Below are 14,782 nucleotides of genomic sequence, written 5' to 3'. Positions count from 1 at the left end.
GGGTTCATTGCGTGGCGAGATCGCCGGCGTGTATGAGCTGACCAATGGCGTCCTGGACGCTGGCCAGCGAGAGATCGATCCAGACGCCTGACAGGCGCTCGGACATTTGATCGAGCATGCGGATCGCCCCGTGCTCGAGGAGCAGTTGGACGATCGTGGGTCGCCAGTGATCCAACAACGGAAACGCAGCGAGATCCCGCAGACGTGACCAGAGCATCGCGCTCTTGTCCTGTTGCGAGTCGCGTTCGTTGAAGATCGCGTAGCACTGACGATTGGCGCGATCCGGATCCTGACAGCGTTGATCGAACAGCCAGAGGTTCAGCAGGCTGCCGAACCGCGTCTGCCGATAGGTCCGCGTCGTGCGTTTGGACAGACGTTCACGATCCAGCTGTAGAGCGACTGACTGACCGTCTCGCTGGAGCGTGACCCCGGTCCAGCCGCCTTCGGCGATGGGCAGGGTCAGCTTGGCCATCAGTTCGTGAATGGCGGTATCCCGCCCCCACAGGGACAGAAAGACCGCGCGATCGCCGTCGGCGACATAGCTATCCAGAAAAAGCTCCGGCGCCTCGTCGAGGCGCCAGAGTGGTGTGGAAGTTGGCATACTGCCTCCATCATCGTGGGTGATGGGAGCAAGCTGCCCTAGGGGCAGTCTCGCCCCCAGGGGTGGATATGGTTCAGTCGGGCACGAATGCCCCCTGATAGGGGTCGTACCGCAGCGTCTCGCGATCCTCACGGATGGGACCGTGCCCTGCCTTGTAGATGTTGAGGAGATAGCGATCCCGGTAAGCGACAGCCTCTTTCGCGGCGTCTGCAGGAATGCCTTCCTCGATGAAGTAATCGACCAGCTCTTCGTCAGACGACACCTCGTCGTTGGACAGCACATCTTCGATGTTGAAAAGCTGCTGTTCCGAAAGGTCTGCAAACACGGCCGGATTGGGTTCTTGATTCATGTCCATGATGTTCTCCAGGGGTGGAGGGACGAGCCCACCCCATCGGGCGGCTTCGTCCCGAGGGGGTTAACTGAATCGGAGTTAGGCCGCTGCCACAGCTGAATAGGTCCAGGTCTGTGTCGCGGTATCGAGTTCATAGCCGAGCTGCTTCAGCCGAGATATCTGGGCACGCAAGGTGCCCCGATCGACCGTGGAGTCCAGCCTGACGCTGTCGCCCAGTGGCCACTGGTGCCCGAACAGCTCGATGTCCTGATCATCCGCCTGGGGCCGACGCGTCGGCTTGGCTTCGGCGCTCGCCTTGAGAGGTTGATCGGTCGATGCCTGCGGGCGGTTTTCCTGATGAACCTGCTTCAGGAATTCCGCTGCCAGGCGTGCCGCGCCGGAGGCGCGAAAGATGGCCTTCTTGTCCGACTGCAACACCTCGATCCAATTGGCGATGTAGGCGGCATCGAAGGCCTCGTTACGAATACCGAAGTGCCCGCACAGAAAGGCTGAGCCCATCTGCGCGATCAGCTCTTCGAAGGCGTATTGCGGCGAACCGAAGCCATCGAAGTCGGTGATCCCGGGACGTGCCAGCCGTGACTCGTGGCCGGTGGCGTGGGTGAGTTCATGCAGAGCCACGCTGTAGTAGCTCTCTGCGCTGTGGAACCGCGATTTTGCGGGTAACAACACTCGATCCTGACTGGGGAAATAAGCCGCACTCTCCCGATCGAGAGAGTGTGTGACCTTGATGCCACAGCCCACGATGAAGTTGTCCAGCATCGCGATGTCTTCGAGCCCCTCAGCCCCCTTAGGTGGAGGGTTGGTGACCGAATCAGGCAACCCATCGAACTGGTCCACGTTATAGAGGTTGAACCCTCTAACGATCGCGAAGCGCTTCTCTTTGGGATTGCCCTCCTCGTCCAGCACTGGCTCCCCAGCAGCATCGAGAATCGAACGCTTCATAGGTTTGTATAAACAGGCCAGCGTGCTTTGCTGACCAGAACGTTTTGTCGCACCAAGCTCTTTCGCTTGGCCCAATGTGAGCCAACGGTCTTGTGAGAAACCGCGCTTTTCAGCCATACCCCAGAGCAATGGGACATTGATGCCCTGGTATTGACGCCCGGAGACAGCGTTGCAAGGGATGAGTGGCGTCCGGCTGGACGAGTCCCAAGGATTGCCAGTGCCTGGCAAATAACCTGATTTGAGACTGTCCAGAATCTGGTTTGTGATCGCTTGGTAGATATCAGACATCGTCAGCACCTCGAGCTGACGACCAGACCCTCCCCCGCCGGGAGAGGATCACGGTCGGGGTGGAGGGAGAAGCCCGGCGAACCGGGCTCATTGGGTTAGAGATCAGGCGGCGAGGCGATCCCGCCCTCGCAGCGAGAACACCAGCACGTGCTTGCCGTAGAGACGTTCGACCTCGGCGTGCACCTCGACGTCCAGAGGCAACAGCAATGCACCCGAGCGGTGAGGTGCGCATACCTCGAAGTCGAACGCGCGCGCCCCTGAGGGGGCGTCAGCGAGCTTCTGGCGCGCCTCGGTCAGGAAGGCGTCCAGGCGCTCTATCCAGTGCAGCTGGTCCAGCGCAGGATGAAGCGATGCTGCTGAATCGAAGAGCGCGGCCACCTCAGTGATGAGCGGCTGCTCCATCTGCACCATCACGTCGTGACGTTCAGGGCAGAGTCCGAGGCGCTGCGCTTTGGCAGTGAGGTCGATGCGGATAGTGGCATTGGATTGCATGAGAACTTCTCCTCAAAAAAATGGGGAAGTCCTCGCCCCATGGGGAAGGAAACTTCCCCATGGGGTGGATGCTGCTTGAGTGGATCAGCCGACGACTGTCGCCCGCCAGGTGTTGCGGTGGGTGCGGACCTTGCGGTGCCCTACCACGACGCCATGGACGTTGCGGACCGGCTCAGAAACGTCGACAGGGGTTTTCCCGAGAAACTCAAGGATCACCCGCTGTCCGACTTCCAAGTTGGTCTCACGCGCCACGCGGCGCAGATCGACGCCCCACACGGTGCGCTCCTGGCCTCGATCGTCTCGCAGGGTGATGTAGAAGCTCAGGCGGTTACCCGCCTTGAACTCGTAAGGGGCGTTGCCCAGAGCAACGATGGTCCCGTCATCACGACGCTCCGACATGGGGCCGGCAGACGTATGGCTTTGCGTCCGAGTGGAGCGCTTAGGCCGAGGTTCGACGGTCGGACGACCGAGTAGATCCGCGGGCGCGGTAGCGGCGACCCGGAGCAGCCAAAAGGCACTGACTGGAATCCAGAAGCTGTTCGGCAAGGTACGACCGAGCAGACCGATCTTGACGATGCCGAGTGCGTTGAGCCACCACAGCGACACGAACGTCAGCCACGTCCACCGCAGTGGCTCGGGGATGACATCGGGCAGCATGATGACTAGCAGCGCGGAGAGGTTGAGGAACTGATGGAGTTTCATGGTGTGGCTCCTGAAGTGAGGATTCAGGAGATACACCGGTCCCATAGGGGAGGCGTTCCCCTGATGGGTAAGGTCCAGAGCACGCCGCAGCGGCGAGGGCTAGATTGCGATCAGCTGAAGAACTTGATCGCTGAGAGGAAGCCGACAGCGGCGACCAACATGCCACCGAGACGGATCGTAAGCGTTTGCGTGATGCGCTGCTCGAGATCCCTCAAGTCTTGCTTGCTGGCGATATCCCGCATGTCATCCTCCAGGGCGTCAATCACATTCCGGGCCTTATCGGCTGGAACATCGATCGCGCGGAGCGCGTCGTAGAGGCTTATTGAGTGCTTCATGGGAATCTCCTGAATTTAAAGGGAGATTCCCCGCCAGGGAGATCTCCCTGGGAGGGTGAGTTGCATCCGGCTCGCGATGAGCGCCGTCTCTCGGGATGCGTTACGGCTTCGGGATTGCCCGAAGGCAAATGGCGTCACTGATGACCGTCAGTGACCAGCGGCGTACTGGCTGAGGATAGCTGGACTAGATGATGAGCTGCAAGAGTCGCCGGTTAGACCGGCGCTGCCCTGCCCTCGCTGAACACCAAACGCGGCCCAGAACGGTCCTTCGTGCCAAGTGCAGCAGAACGCGCTGCCCCGACATGGAAGGCGGGAAGCAGCCGACGATACGGAAGCAAGAAGTACCCCCAGCCGCATGTCTATATGGTTTTCATTACACCAAAGCTGCAATGGCCGGCTCGACACAAGAGGTGTTGCCGTTCAAGTCCCTTGTAAATTAACTTCGCTCAACCAGGTCAATCAGGCGCAAATACCGCTCATCAGATGTCAGCTTGGGGTCGCTTTCGGCGATCACGGCCAGAACTTTCGGCAATTCATAAGATGGCAAAGCTAGAGCCTTTGGTGTGGCCCTGTTCATTAGATCCAATGTAGCTTCAGGGTAGCGCGCCGCAATTGGCTCTTCTTCATTGATCTTTCGGGTGAACCTGAAGAACGGATGGTCGCTCCTCTCGATCGGGACCAGAAATTTCTTCACGGCGTCCCAGACCACCGGAAAGCTGTCGCCGGTATCATCAAGAAGGTCTATCCACGCTTTTACCGAGGACGATGTTCGGTACCTGCGCTCCCTCGGCCAATCCTCGTTAATGAACGGGATAACAAGTTTGGTCCAGCCGTTTTCGTTATGCTGCCCTACCAAGCCCAACCAGGAGATGAACTGGTTCCGGGTATCGCCAGATATAGCCCGTAGGACCGAACGCATTTCCTTTCTTGATGGGCTAGAAGGTTCGTCAGGATTGAACATTCGCATGAAGCCTAGCCATTGGGAAACGACCTTCGACATTTCGCGCCCCCAAGAAAAGCCCTCGATCCAAGGGATCAGTTCAAGCAGTAGCGGCTTTATGACTTCGGCCAGCGGCAGCAACGGAGCTCGCTTACTATGCAAAAAGCCATTCCATGCTGGTTCCGACGAGGGATGATCGAATGCAAGCATTGGAACAAGGCGGCCCCGAGTCCATTCAGGATCGACGAACATGAACCAATTGAGCTTGCTCATCGTGACCGAAACCGCGTGGTCAGCCCCTTCCCCAGGTGCAGCGAAGAGGCGCTCCAGCCGGCTCTTGATATGTTCCGGGATAAGAGAACCGGCTTCGTGCTTCTCTCCCGGAACGGCGCGGTAAAGGGCCTCTGTGCACTGGCCAAGCGGTCCGTTGATCGCATGTCCGAGCGTTCGCCTGGACCGCTTCACTACTTCGTCCCTGAAGCGCACCTCCCCGAGGCCTCTCTGGGCTGCCTCCGCGCTACCGCTCAGGATGCCGTCAACGACGTGATCGAAGACTGCCCACCCGAGCTTGTCATTGAACTTTAGAATCGCCACTATGTTGGTTTCGAGCCATCGCCCCAGTGTGTGCCGCAGCTCTGCGACCACTGTGTCTGGAAGTCGGGTTAGCCTGTGCAAGAAGACCCGTCGTAGCCGCGGAGGAATATCCTCGGGCATTTCGTTGATCATGGATGACCAGAAGGCCTGCGGGTAGTCACCGCTCTTACCTGCAACGGTGAGAGCAGACAAGGCCTTACAGGGGTTGGCTTTCACTAGCCCGGTGAATGGCCGCTTATCGGTGAAGCTGTGGAAGTCCCGCTCAAGATCATCCTTAGCTCTCGCCACGATTTCATTCACAGGAAGATCCAAAATAGCTTCGGGGCTCTCGTCAGTTGCGACAAAGCCGGAATGGGAACCGCGCTCTGTGACCGTTGATCTCGCCCATCCATCGCTCCACTCAGGAATGCCCTGGATCATCTTGTGAAGGCGCTCGTTGCGATCAGCGGCAAAGACACAATCCTCAAGTTGGAGATAGCGGGCATATCGCGCGGCGGACTCGTCCCGAAGCTTGGGAAACTCCTCGTCTGACCAACAGGAAGGTTGATCCGGCCCTTCCAGTATTCGATCGGTCAGCCTGTCCTGACTCTCTTGTGAAAACTCCGTCCAGCGGTCCACCATCAGGAAAAGAAGCTCTCGGGCTACGTCGATATCCCAGAAAATTGTCTGATCGAAGGATAGTACGGCTTGGGCAACTCGATCAGCTTCGAAGGCATTCTTCTTACTGTAGGCATACAGCTTGAGTTTCCGAAAGAAGAACGGCTCCGCCTCCGACCAGATCGTGGCATGGGCTTGTACCAAATCGGGCCGTGTCTCCGACAGACGATCGAGAAGCTCAACAAACCATTTCATGACCTCGGCAGCTTCTGTGACATGCTCTCGGCCATCGATTAAACGATTCGGATAGCAGGTAGGAGTATCGAAGTAGGCTGTCTCGATGTCAGCCAGCAGACCTGACGCGATGGTTAGCTGATCTTCCAGAATTGCGAACACCTGCGGCAAGGCTTCGTCGGACACTGGGAGATCATCGTTGTGCCGTTCAAGGAATTTGATTTCGAACTGACCGAGGTCGCTGAAGCAAACGTCATCCCACGACCCCAACGGCGGCCTCGATTTCCCCAAGCCGAGTAGTGGGAGGATGTCGACCCTCGGAGTTGTCACCCGTCGGAAGTCGCGAATAACGCTGGCCGTCCATCCTTCTTTGGCTACCCTCTCCTTAAGGTGAAACCAGCTTCCGTCCCATTGGCGGTTCCGGGGGTCCCGATGATGCTCTAGGACTAGGTTCCAAATGTGGCGCGCCCGCCCCGAGAGGCTTTCTCGGTGCTCTAACTGCCATTCGATTTGATGCAGCAGGCGAGGGTGCAGGCCGTTTTGCTGAATTGCCCACCAGGCCAGAACAGGGCTATCGATCGCCTTGCTGATCCACGTGATGAGGTGACCAAGCCGGATTGGAGTTGCTTCGTTCCCTTCGGGTTGTCGCCCAGCGAGACAATGAGCATCAGGCGGATTGTCGTCCCCGTCTCGCCAGACGAGAAGATTGTCATTGATTATACCCCGCCACTGCACATCATCCGAAATGTGTTCAAGATCGTCGTCGAGCCCGTAGGCTGATCCTGGATCGAACGTTTCGGCTTCTTGACCGTAGCCCTTGCTCGGCTTTGCTGATCGCACATTGCTATCGATCACACACACCCATTCTGGGTCAGGCGTCGGATCGGCCAAAGCAAACAACTTGGCACCCTGTACGGTCCGGAGCACGTGGGCGACTTGCCCACGCTCATGGGCCGACATAGCCTTGGGGTCCCCTTGGCTGGACGTAATCACCGAAGACCGCCATCGCCGAGGATCGTCGGCGCGATCCGCCCAGGCCTCCATGGTCTTCCATAGATCAGCATGATCGGCATAGGCAATGGCAGTCACGCCTCGATCACGCCATTTGGCTTCAATCTCTTCCGGTAGGCCCCGATCGAACGCATAGAGCCGAGATCGATCAAACTGGCCATCATGGTTCAGACCTTGAAGAAGGTATTTGATCGGAGGGTCTTCGGCTTGGTAGCCGACAAGCACCACGGTGTATCGGTCCAATAGGCTTCGGATGAAGTTTGTAGCCCATCCTTCCGACAAATAGGCGCGCCCGAAGTCTGCGCTGCTCAGCACGTAGGAATGATGATCCGAGCCAGAGTCGGCCAAGCGACCATGGAGATACGTGATCCCCTCGATTGTCGTTCCGACCGCAAGATCGGGGAAGACTGGAGGCACATGCCTTGCGATTTTGTCGCCATTCGACCCGGTCTCGAACATCAGGTCAAAGTTTGTGGTCACGATCTGGGGAACGCCGCTTGAATTCGTCGAAATCCGTTTGATCAGAGCGTGTTCACGTCCAACATCTTCCTCCGATGGCGAGACATTCAGTCTTTCGGTGACCAGTGCATTAACTTCGTCTCTGCCGTACTCTTGGTGCATCAGATTAAAAATTTGATCGAGCGGGACGTTCGGTCCGTAAGGGTCGTCCAGCCAAGACTGGAAGGCCGTCATGATCGGTGAGTCCTCCGGTGGGTCGAAAAACTCGATGACGTGCTGAGTTAATCCTACAAAGCTAGGCATTCCAGACGGTTGGGAAACACCTGCGCCACACAGAAATACAACACGCCCTGCATCACAGCGTGCTAGGAGGACATCCGGTATTGAGGGTGCATCAGCGTAAAATCTCATGGTCTAAACCTATCGGTTATACTTGCAGTCAATACTGATCCACTTGCGGAGATAATACACTGCTCGCTTATACGGGATACAGGTGGTTTTGTTGCTTGGACCGGGCGGCAGGTTGTGACCAAGAGCTGAATAGGTGGGGAAGCCATATCACTCGGCGAGTCCAAACTAGAACGCACTCAGCGGCTAGTGCCGGAGGGGCTAACCTTTTGCCCTTTCCCTCGCCCGGCCCTTTGGGGTTTCCCTGGTCTTCCAACCGGATAACCCCCTTCCCCTTACTCCCCCTTCCCTTCACTCCTTTTGGCCTGGCCATTTACCCCTTTCCCTCGGGGGGAATACTCGTTCAGGGCAGGCTCACAACACTGACCGCGGTAACCCCCTGGCTCCAGATCATCTCAAGGTGGGCGGACTGTACGACAGAGTGAACAGGTCGCGGGGTCATAAGTCCCCAGCACACCGCACCCTGCTGCCTAACGGATGGATACCTTATGCCGGGCATTTTCTGGTCGCTGGCCGCGGCGCCCAGCGCACGACTGGCGGTATAGTCGTCCGGGGCAAAAATGGGATCGTCCAGCGGTAACTGACAGAGGTCCAGAAGATTGGCCTCAGAGAACTCGCAGATCAGCTCACGGAACACGAAACGATCAAAGCCCAGATCAGGGACGTTTTGCCAATAAGCCTCCTGGTGGTGGCGAACTTCGGAGATGGCCGTATCCAGGCAATCAGCCAGGTACAGCACTCCAAAGCTTCCGTCGCTGAATCGCGAGCCGCTGGTATTGAGGTGGGTGAAGGGCGCAACCGCGTATGAGCAGCCCGTTATGCCGAATGGAATGTCTGCCCGGTCGATGAGTCCGAGGTCGCCTGCCTCAGTCAGCAGCCGAGGATTGGTGAGCGCCTGGAGCTGATGCAGCGCGTCGAACTCTCTCTCGTCGGCCACGTCATCGAACAGGCTGATCGGGGGAAACTTGGAGTTGACCAGTCGATGCGCTCGGCGAGTCTCTTCAGGCAGCCGAGGTATCTCCTCAAGGCTTACCACTGGGCGCCCCGCAGCCCGTCGATGCGCTTGAAGGTCTCGTACAGGCCCGGGAGTCCGGCCCGAGTCATCGATTCCAAAGGCGTGAGGCCGTTAAAGCCAGGGTTGTGGTTGGGCATGTTCACGAAGCCATAGACGTTGGCTGGGTTCTCGAACAGCGTCCTCAGTGCAGCGTGGATGTTCAGCACGAGGCTGATCCGCGTCAGCTGGTCGGGATCGACGTTGACCTGCCATTCCTGATCACCACGCTTGGCGCGATTGTAGGTACTGCGAGAGACACGTAGGACCTCTGTTCCCTGATCCTGGGTGGCCCCCCACTTCTCCAAGATCTTTACCGCAGCGCGCAGTCCAGCAGTGTTGCGTGCTTTGTCATCGGCCAACTTTTCTACGGCTGTCATGATCGCCCCCAGGTCAGTAGACACAAATATATCCATGGCGTGTCTACAGATCAACATGCTAGAGTCGTGAGGTGGACCATGAAACCCTGGACACATTGAGGCTTTCTCGAATCGCAACGCCCTTCGAGATGGATCAACCGCCTGCCACAGCACTACCGGTTGACATTGCGACCGAGACCGATTAAGCCTTGCCGTTCAGCACTACCCGGGGTAGTCTGAATTCACACTCCGTAACAGTGCATGGGAGATCCCCCATGAAGCTCACCAGTCTCTTTACCGAACAGCGTCGACAAGCCGCCAAGAAAGCAGCCCGCAGAACGATGAAAGGCTCAGTCGCCTTCTCGTCGGCGCTGCTGTTCGGCACCAACGAGTCCCAAGGGCTGCTCCGGACGCTGGGTCAGGCTTCTGCCGAGGCAGGGAAAAACGTATGGAGTTCGCTACCCAAGGACTCAACTGCGTCGCCGATGCCAGACTCACCCGAAGAGTCAGATGGCTACAGACACGGCATGCAAGGCTATGGATATTACAGTGGTGGATTCAAAATTCACGACTAGAACTGCTGGCCTTATTGCCGGCAGATAAACGGAAATCTCATAGTTTTCCACCTGAAGCAGCTGATTGCGCAGCCTGTCCTCCCTTCTGACCAGCTCCCTTGGCCTCTCTACTTGCCTGACCCACGCCGTCTACGGCGCCTCCTGTTTTGAATCCGGCCCAACCCAGTGACGCCATCCAAATACTCGGCAGAACCAGGAACATCATCCCGTTGACAAACGTCATTACCATCTTGTCGTTCGCATTCTCCACACCCGCTGTCCAACTCATCTTCGCTGCCTCACTGTCATACATTAAGCCGATCAAGTGGGAATCTAGCCAACGGGCCAGCTCCCACCAGAAAGTCAGGAAGAACAACCCAAAGAGCCCGAACGTGGCGAGTCCGGCAACCTTCATCGAGTAGGCAGAGGCCACGGAGACGAAGGGCAGACAGATGATGATTGCCATCAGCAACGTGCTCTGAATCATGGGGAGTGACTGCCTGAGGCTATCCATACCGGCCAGGAACGGAATCGCGGTGAGTGCGTTGCCCACCATCGCCGCCGTCGAAGACACATCATCGGCAAGCCCGCCGTCGAGACTACGGTAACCGATCGAGGCTTGATCCGTGTTGCCGTTCGCAGCCCCCGAGCGCGGGCTAACCATGCGACGGATCATGTAGTCATCGGCGTTGGGCGTGGATGGGAAGACGCTCTGCACGCGTGCCCAGAAAGAGGGGCTGACCTGGGCTTTGAGCCGCGCCCTGAGGCCCGCTGTGCCATCACTCCACCACTCCTTACAGCTCGGATAGCCGGGCCGGCCGGGCCCCGTACTGGGGCGCGCACTGTCTCGGGCGGCCTGGTATGGGAAGCCGGGCATGGGACGATTCGCGTAGAAGCTGTCGTAATAGCCGGGCGTGTTGAGGAAGAACTTGGAGCCGATCCAGTCCACGTCTTGGCTTTCCGTGGGCGTAAGGCTCGCGCCTGTCTGGAACAGCTTGTTGCGCGAGGGGCCGAAGCAGGCCAGTTGGAACTCTCCCACCTCTCGCTGTAGCCCGGGGTCGGTGATCGAGCTGAGATCCAGCGCAGTCCTGACCGACTGGTAGTCGGTCGAACAAGGGATCTTAGACACCGCGGCGTTGGTGATCCCCTTCGAGAGGGCATGGGTGATCGCCCACCACATGGGCACGCGCGCCTGCTGCCCATCGATCGCGGTCAGCGTCGACTCCCCCCACTGTCCCGATGACAGCAAGACCGTCCCGCACTGATCCGCATGCGCTTGGCTCACGTTCACCGGGTTCACGCCGAAGTTGAAAACAGGCACGCAGGTGAACACAACCACCAGAATCATGGCGTAGAGACGGGACTCGATGCGGTTAAGCGACAACACCCCCTTGTTCCCCTCGTCGTCACCCTCCTGCCGCGCTCGGAACCATTCGCCGGCGATCAGGGCGATGAACGGCGCCGACGCGATCCCGGTCGAGGACAACGTGTCCCAGATCCCATTGTTGATGATCCACCCGAGAGTGAGCATGGTGCCTTCCATGTAGTCATTCACCACGAACGTCGCCATGTCAGCCCCCCCACCAAGTGATCAGGTTGTAGGTTTCGATCAGCCCTAAGACGATCAGCACCATGCGCTCGAGCTTGCGTAGCAGCAGGCGCGCCTGTGCGCCGCCATCCTTATCGTCAGCGACGCTACGCAGCAGGCGTGGGCGCCCATAGCGGATCCAGAAACAGGCCACTGCGCCGTAGAGCAGTGCTCTCCACAGCAGCATGACTGGGCGGTAGTCATCCAGCGCCTCGCGGTAGGCCTGAAACCCGCCGAACAGGCGCACCCCGATAGAGGAGATGATGCCGGCGAGCACGAACGACGCTACGAGGCCCAGCAGGCCCATCAGCAGGGGATGGCGCTTGAGAAATGTCATCGGTTGTTCCCTTAGTTGCCGTCGACAGGGGCGCCGTTTGCACCGAGCTGGCTGCGCGGTGACGTGTACTCGTCCTGGACGGATCCCGCCGCGCGGTTGGCAGCGCGATGCAGCGCCGAGCTGGCTGCGTTGCTGGCCAGCGATTTGCGGATGTCCATCTCGCTCTGCAGCAGCTCGATGTCCCGGTTGAAGGCGTCGATCTTGCGGTCAAGAGCACTCATCCCCTCCGCATTGTTCTCGATGCCGGGGTCGCTGGTTCCGGCGATAAGCGCGCGGCGCGCCCACATGGCTTTGGTCAGAGTGCGCGCAAGCGCCATCTCACTAGCCAAGCGCTGGGCCAGCAGTGGCGCCTGGGGATCGCTGCGCAACGCCTCGATGACGCCACGGGAAACCGCGAGACCGTTACCCGCCGAGACGTCATTGAGCTTGGCCGGAGTGATTGAGCCGCCGTTGATCATCTCTACCAACGACTGGTGGATCTTGTTCTGCTCCGTCTCGAGCTCCCGGATGAGGCCGGTACCGGCAACCGACTCAGCCTTCTCGCAGCCCTCGCAGGAGCGAAGCTCGGTGTCCCCTACTACTTTGCGGGTCCATTCGGCGGCTTCCTTGGGACTGCCCCAGACCGTACACATGCCGCCCTGGCAGTCGCGGCCACGACCGCCGATACCACCACCCGTTCCGCCGGATCCGCCGGCGATGCCACCGCCGCCGACCCAATCCCCGCCGGAGGTAGCCACCGAGCCCCAACCGCCACCGCCGCCGGAGACAGGCGCTTCACTGGTGGGGTCCGAACGCCCGTAGAGCAGGTTGTAACCGGCCGTGGCGGTGTCTTCGACCACCCGCATGGGCGCCTGGCCACTGCCCCCGCGCTTTTGACCACCGACCCAAGTGCGGCCGGCGTTGCCGGCTTGGCGCTCCGCTTGCGCTTCGGCGGACACCGCATCGGTGTTGCGGGCGGCGATGTCCTTCCAGTTTTCGGCGACGGCAGCCTGCTGCATGCGCCCACCAAGGGTGGCGTCGGCTAGTTGCTCGGACATGCGCTGGCAGGAGAGCTTCGATTTGTCGAAGTCGAGCCGGCCCTGCATGACGCCATTGGTCAGCAGGTCGTAGAGGGCTGGGTTGGAGCGCTGAATGATCATCGCCGGCAGACTGGCGACTGCACCGGTGGCATTGGAGACCACCCGACTCATCATGTTCTGAAAGCCCTGGGTGACACCGTTGAGCTGGTTGCTGACGGTGGAGCCCAGATCGAAGTTGCCGCAGGTGGCATCGACGTTCCAACGCACGCCCAGCCCGGTTAGCCGCGGGCTATGGCTCAGCCCCGCCGAGGCGCCGAAGGGTGAGGCGCCCCCGATGTCGTAATACAGACTGTCTGCGGACTGCGCTTGGGCGACCAGCGGCAAGGCCAGCATCACCGAGAGTGTCAGGGGTAAAACGGCGTGCTTCATAGGGCTAGCCTCCGGTGAAGTAGAGCAGTTTCTGGCCCCGGCGCTTGCAACAACGATAGGGCCGCCAGAGCGCCCACACGTAATCACCGGGCTGCTGCAGGGCAGCGTTCTGCCAGCCATCAGGGAAGATCGAGCAGGACATAGATAGGTTCGGCTGCAGGCGCTGCCAACGATGTGTCGAGCGGTCTCCCTCTTTCACCGGATCCGGCCCCCAGATGCCTTTGCTCGGCGACTGAGGCGCGACCAGCGACTGGTAGACATGGGGCTGCCCTGAGCGCGTCACGATGTCCGCGGCGCGCTGCGCCGTGGTCGCGGCGACCTTGTAGTCGTGGGTCTGGGAGACGAATCCGCTACGCGGATAGATCGGGCTCCACAGATCTCCGGGCGCTCCCATCTCACGCATCCCCGGCACCAGCGCCTCGGGATAAGCCATCTCGGGCACACCCGAGCGCCACGCCAGCGCATCAAGTGTCGAGATGAAGTAGGGATTGAACGGCACTGCTTTGCTGTGGCACATGAAGCCGAAGCCGCCGGCGAATTCGTAGAACAGCTTCGAGGGATGTCCGATGGCATCGACGTTCTTGAAGTGGGTGTTGGCATGCTGTGGGGCGATGTTCTCGTGACTCGAGCCACCGCCCAGCGCGTTCCCCAGCGGCGGAGAGAGTAGCGCGATCTCACGCCAGGGATTGTCGCCGGTGTTCTCGTAGCTGCTGACGACCAGCTCGGGGATGTAGTGCTTGACCCGGATCGACGTGCGGACGGTACAGCCCCAAACCGAGCAGTAGAGCCAGGCGCAGATGCCGACCACCTTGTAGTCCAGGCACGAGGGGCTGAGCGAGGAGGCCATGATCTCTGGGGTGGTGATGGCCTCGGCCCGCGGCGCATGCGTTAGGCTGGCCAGCGCCACGAACAGCGCGAGCGTGACACCGCCCGCGAAGGCTTTAAGTCCCCGGATCACTGCCCTGCCCTCGCCTGCCGGATCTCCTGTAGCGCCGCGCTCACATCGGCTTGCCCGTACACCACATAGCGGCTGTCGACGACCACCGCGGGCAACTTCTCTACGCCCAGCATCCAGGCGCGGGCCAACCCCTGATAGAGCTGGCCGTACTGTTTAAGGGTCTGCTGCCACCCCGGCTTGCTCATGCGTGCCTTGAGGATTTGCTCGGCCCGCTTCGGATCCGCCGGCAGGTCTTGCGAGATACGGGCATCCAGGCGCGCGGGGGCATCAAGTTCGATGACGGCGGCGTCGCTTGGGACATTGACGACAGGCTCCTCAGCGGTGGTGAACACCTCGACGCCGGCGATGGCGGCATGGCTCCAGACGAGCAGGCAGAGTGACAACAGCGCGGTGCGTGGTCGCGGCCGACAGACGCTGAACATGGATGGGTCTCCACGGCGGTATCAGACGACAGGTGTACCGCGTTCATGCTGGGCGGGCAGTAGAGAACGTTAAACGCATCTGATAGGTTTTTCGCGGCGACGCTCCCTGA

15 protein-coding genes are annotated in these 14,782 nt (G+C 59.7%); 1 reads left to right on the top strand and 14 read right to left on the bottom strand.

The features are described 5' to 3' along the window. Positions 1-4 precede the first annotated feature (4 nt). From ABV408_RS02550 to ABV408_RS02505, 9 genes are all read right to left on the bottom strand, one after another. Positions 5-601, bottom strand: coding sequence for a hypothetical protein (locus tag ABV408_RS02550; RefSeq protein ID WP_353980916.1), 597 nt, complete (start codon positions 599-601; stop codon positions 5-7). A 73-nt stretch (positions 602-674) separates the two neighbouring features. Then, complete coding sequence (locus tag ABV408_RS02545; RefSeq protein ID WP_353980915.1) at positions 675-956, bottom strand: hypothetical protein; 282 nt, start codon at positions 954-956, stop codon at positions 675-677. 75 nt (positions 957-1,031) lie between these two features. Continuing rightward, positions 1,032-2,183, bottom strand: a complete 1,152-nt coding sequence (locus ABV408_RS02535) for a DUF3275 family protein (RefSeq protein WP_405049924.1) — start codon at positions 2,181-2,183, stop codon at positions 1,032-1,034. 102 nt (positions 2,184-2,285) lie between these two features. Then, complete coding sequence (locus ABV408_RS02530) at positions 2,286-2,675, bottom strand: hypothetical protein (protein WP_353980914.1); 390 nt, start codon at positions 2,673-2,675, stop codon at positions 2,286-2,288. An 84-nt stretch (positions 2,676-2,759) separates the two neighbouring features. After that, positions 2,760-3,377, bottom strand: a complete 618-nt coding sequence (locus ABV408_RS02525; protein ID WP_353980913.1) for a hypothetical protein — start codon at positions 3,375-3,377, stop codon at positions 2,760-2,762. 110 nt (positions 3,378-3,487) lie between these two features. After that, positions 3,488-3,712, bottom strand: a complete 225-nt coding sequence (locus ABV408_RS02520; protein ID WP_110674234.1) for a hypothetical protein — start codon at positions 3,710-3,712, stop codon at positions 3,488-3,490. 436 nt (positions 3,713-4,148) lie between these two features. Further along, positions 4,149-7,958, bottom strand: coding sequence for an SIR2 family protein (locus ABV408_RS02515; RefSeq protein WP_353980912.1), 3,810 nt, complete (start codon positions 7,956-7,958; stop codon positions 4,149-4,151). A 340-nt stretch (positions 7,959-8,298) separates the two neighbouring features. After that, entirely contained in the window at positions 8,299-8,991 is a 693-nt protein-coding gene (locus ABV408_RS02510) for an RES family NAD+ phosphorylase (RefSeq protein WP_353980911.1), read from the bottom strand. After that, on the bottom strand, positions 8,985-9,422 hold the full coding sequence (locus tag ABV408_RS02505) for an antitoxin Xre-like helix-turn-helix domain-containing protein (protein WP_353980910.1): 438 nt from the start codon (positions 9,420-9,422) through the stop codon (positions 8,985-8,987). The genes ABV408_RS02510 and ABV408_RS02505 overlap by 7 nt, the downstream gene beginning before the upstream one ends. 218 nt (positions 9,423-9,640) lie before the next feature. Here ABV408_RS02505 and ABV408_RS02500 point away from each other — a divergent pair, with 218 nt between their 5' ends. After that, positions 9,641-9,940: a hypothetical protein gene (locus tag ABV408_RS02500; RefSeq protein WP_353980909.1), complete on the top strand. Its 300-nt coding sequence runs from the start codon at positions 9,641-9,643 to the stop codon at positions 9,938-9,940. 37 nt (positions 9,941-9,977) lie between these two features. Here ABV408_RS02500 and ABV408_RS02495 read toward each other — a convergent pair whose 3' ends face one another. From ABV408_RS02495 to ABV408_RS02475, 5 genes are read right to left on the bottom strand one after another with little or no spacing between them, the layout of a single operon-like run. After that, positions 9,978-11,489 (bottom strand): conjugal transfer protein TraG N-terminal domain-containing protein, encoded by a 1,512-nt coding sequence (locus ABV408_RS02495; protein WP_353980908.1) that lies wholly within the window; start codon positions 11,487-11,489, stop codon positions 9,978-9,980. Position 11,490: 1 nt separating this feature from the next. Beyond that, complete coding sequence (locus ABV408_RS02490) at positions 11,491-11,844, bottom strand: hypothetical protein (protein WP_353980907.1); 354 nt, start codon at positions 11,842-11,844, stop codon at positions 11,491-11,493. Between the two features lie 11 nt (positions 11,845-11,855). Then, positions 11,856-13,292 carry a hypothetical protein gene (locus ABV408_RS02485; protein WP_353980906.1) on the bottom strand — a complete coding sequence of 479 codons (1,437 nt, stop codon included), beginning with the start codon at positions 13,290-13,292 and terminating at the stop codon, positions 11,856-11,858. Between the two features lie 4 nt (positions 13,293-13,296). Next, positions 13,297-14,250: a TIGR03756 family integrating conjugative element protein gene (locus ABV408_RS02480; protein WP_353980905.1), complete on the bottom strand. Its 954-nt coding sequence runs from the start codon at positions 14,248-14,250 to the stop codon at positions 13,297-13,299. Further along, on the bottom strand, positions 14,247-14,672 hold the full coding sequence (locus tag ABV408_RS02475; protein ID WP_353980904.1) for a TIGR03757 family integrating conjugative element protein: 426 nt from the start codon (positions 14,670-14,672) through the stop codon (positions 14,247-14,249). Before ABV408_RS02475 ends, ABV408_RS02480 begins: the two co-directional genes overlap by 4 nt. Positions 14,673-14,782: the final 110 nt, after the last annotated feature.

It is taken from the genome of Salinicola endophyticus (genome assembly GCF_040536835.1).
In the GTDB taxonomy this organism is placed as follows: domain Bacteria; phylum Pseudomonadota; class Gammaproteobacteria; order Pseudomonadales; family Halomonadaceae; genus Salinicola; species Salinicola endophyticus_A.
Note: the sequence above shows the minus strand (reverse complement) of the source record. Positions and strands in the feature narration are given on the sequence as shown.

Excerpts from the sequence above, each read along its gene's own strand:
- ABV408_RS02550 (WP_353980916.1), bottom strand. The coding sequence starts at position 601 with ATGCCAACTTCCACACCACTCTGGCGCCTCGACGAGGCGCCGGAGCTT.
- ABV408_RS02545 (WP_353980915.1), bottom strand. The coding sequence starts at position 956 with ATGGACATGAATCAAGAACCCAATCCGGCCGTGTTTGCAGACCTTTCG.
- ABV408_RS02535 (WP_405049924.1), bottom strand. The coding sequence starts at position 2,183 with ATGTCTGATATCTACCAAGCGATCACAAACCAGATTCTGGACAGTCTC.
- ABV408_RS02530 (WP_353980914.1), bottom strand. The coding sequence starts at position 2,675 with ATGCAATCCAATGCCACTATCCGCATCGACCTCACTGCCAAAGCGCAG.
- ABV408_RS02525 (WP_353980913.1), bottom strand. The coding sequence starts at position 3,377 with ATGAAACTCCATCAGTTCCTCAACCTCTCCGCGCTGCTAGTCATCATG.
- ABV408_RS02520 (WP_110674234.1), bottom strand. The coding sequence starts at position 3,712 with ATGAAGCACTCAATAAGCCTCTACGACGCGCTCCGCGCGATCGATGTT.
- ABV408_RS02515 (WP_353980912.1), bottom strand. The coding sequence starts at position 7,958 with ATGAGATTTTACGCTGATGCACCCTCAATACCGGATGTCCTCCTAGCA.
- ABV408_RS02505 (WP_353980910.1), bottom strand. The coding sequence starts at position 9,422 with ATGGATATATTTGTGTCTACTGACCTGGGGGCGATCATGACAGCCGTA.
- ABV408_RS02500 (WP_353980909.1), top strand. The coding sequence starts at position 9,641 with ATGAAGCTCACCAGTCTCTTTACCGAACAGCGTCGACAAGCCGCCAAG.
- ABV408_RS02495 (WP_353980908.1), bottom strand. The coding sequence starts at position 11,489 with ATGGCGACGTTCGTGGTGAATGACTACATGGAAGGCACCATGCTCACT.
- ABV408_RS02490 (WP_353980907.1), bottom strand. The coding sequence starts at position 11,844 with ATGACATTTCTCAAGCGCCATCCCCTGCTGATGGGCCTGCTGGGCCTC.
- ABV408_RS02485 (WP_353980906.1), bottom strand. The coding sequence starts at position 13,292 with ATGAAGCACGCCGTTTTACCCCTGACACTCTCGGTGATGCTGGCCTTG.
- ABV408_RS02475 (WP_353980904.1), bottom strand. The coding sequence starts at position 14,672 with ATGTTCAGCGTCTGTCGGCCGCGACCACGCACCGCGCTGTTGTCACTC.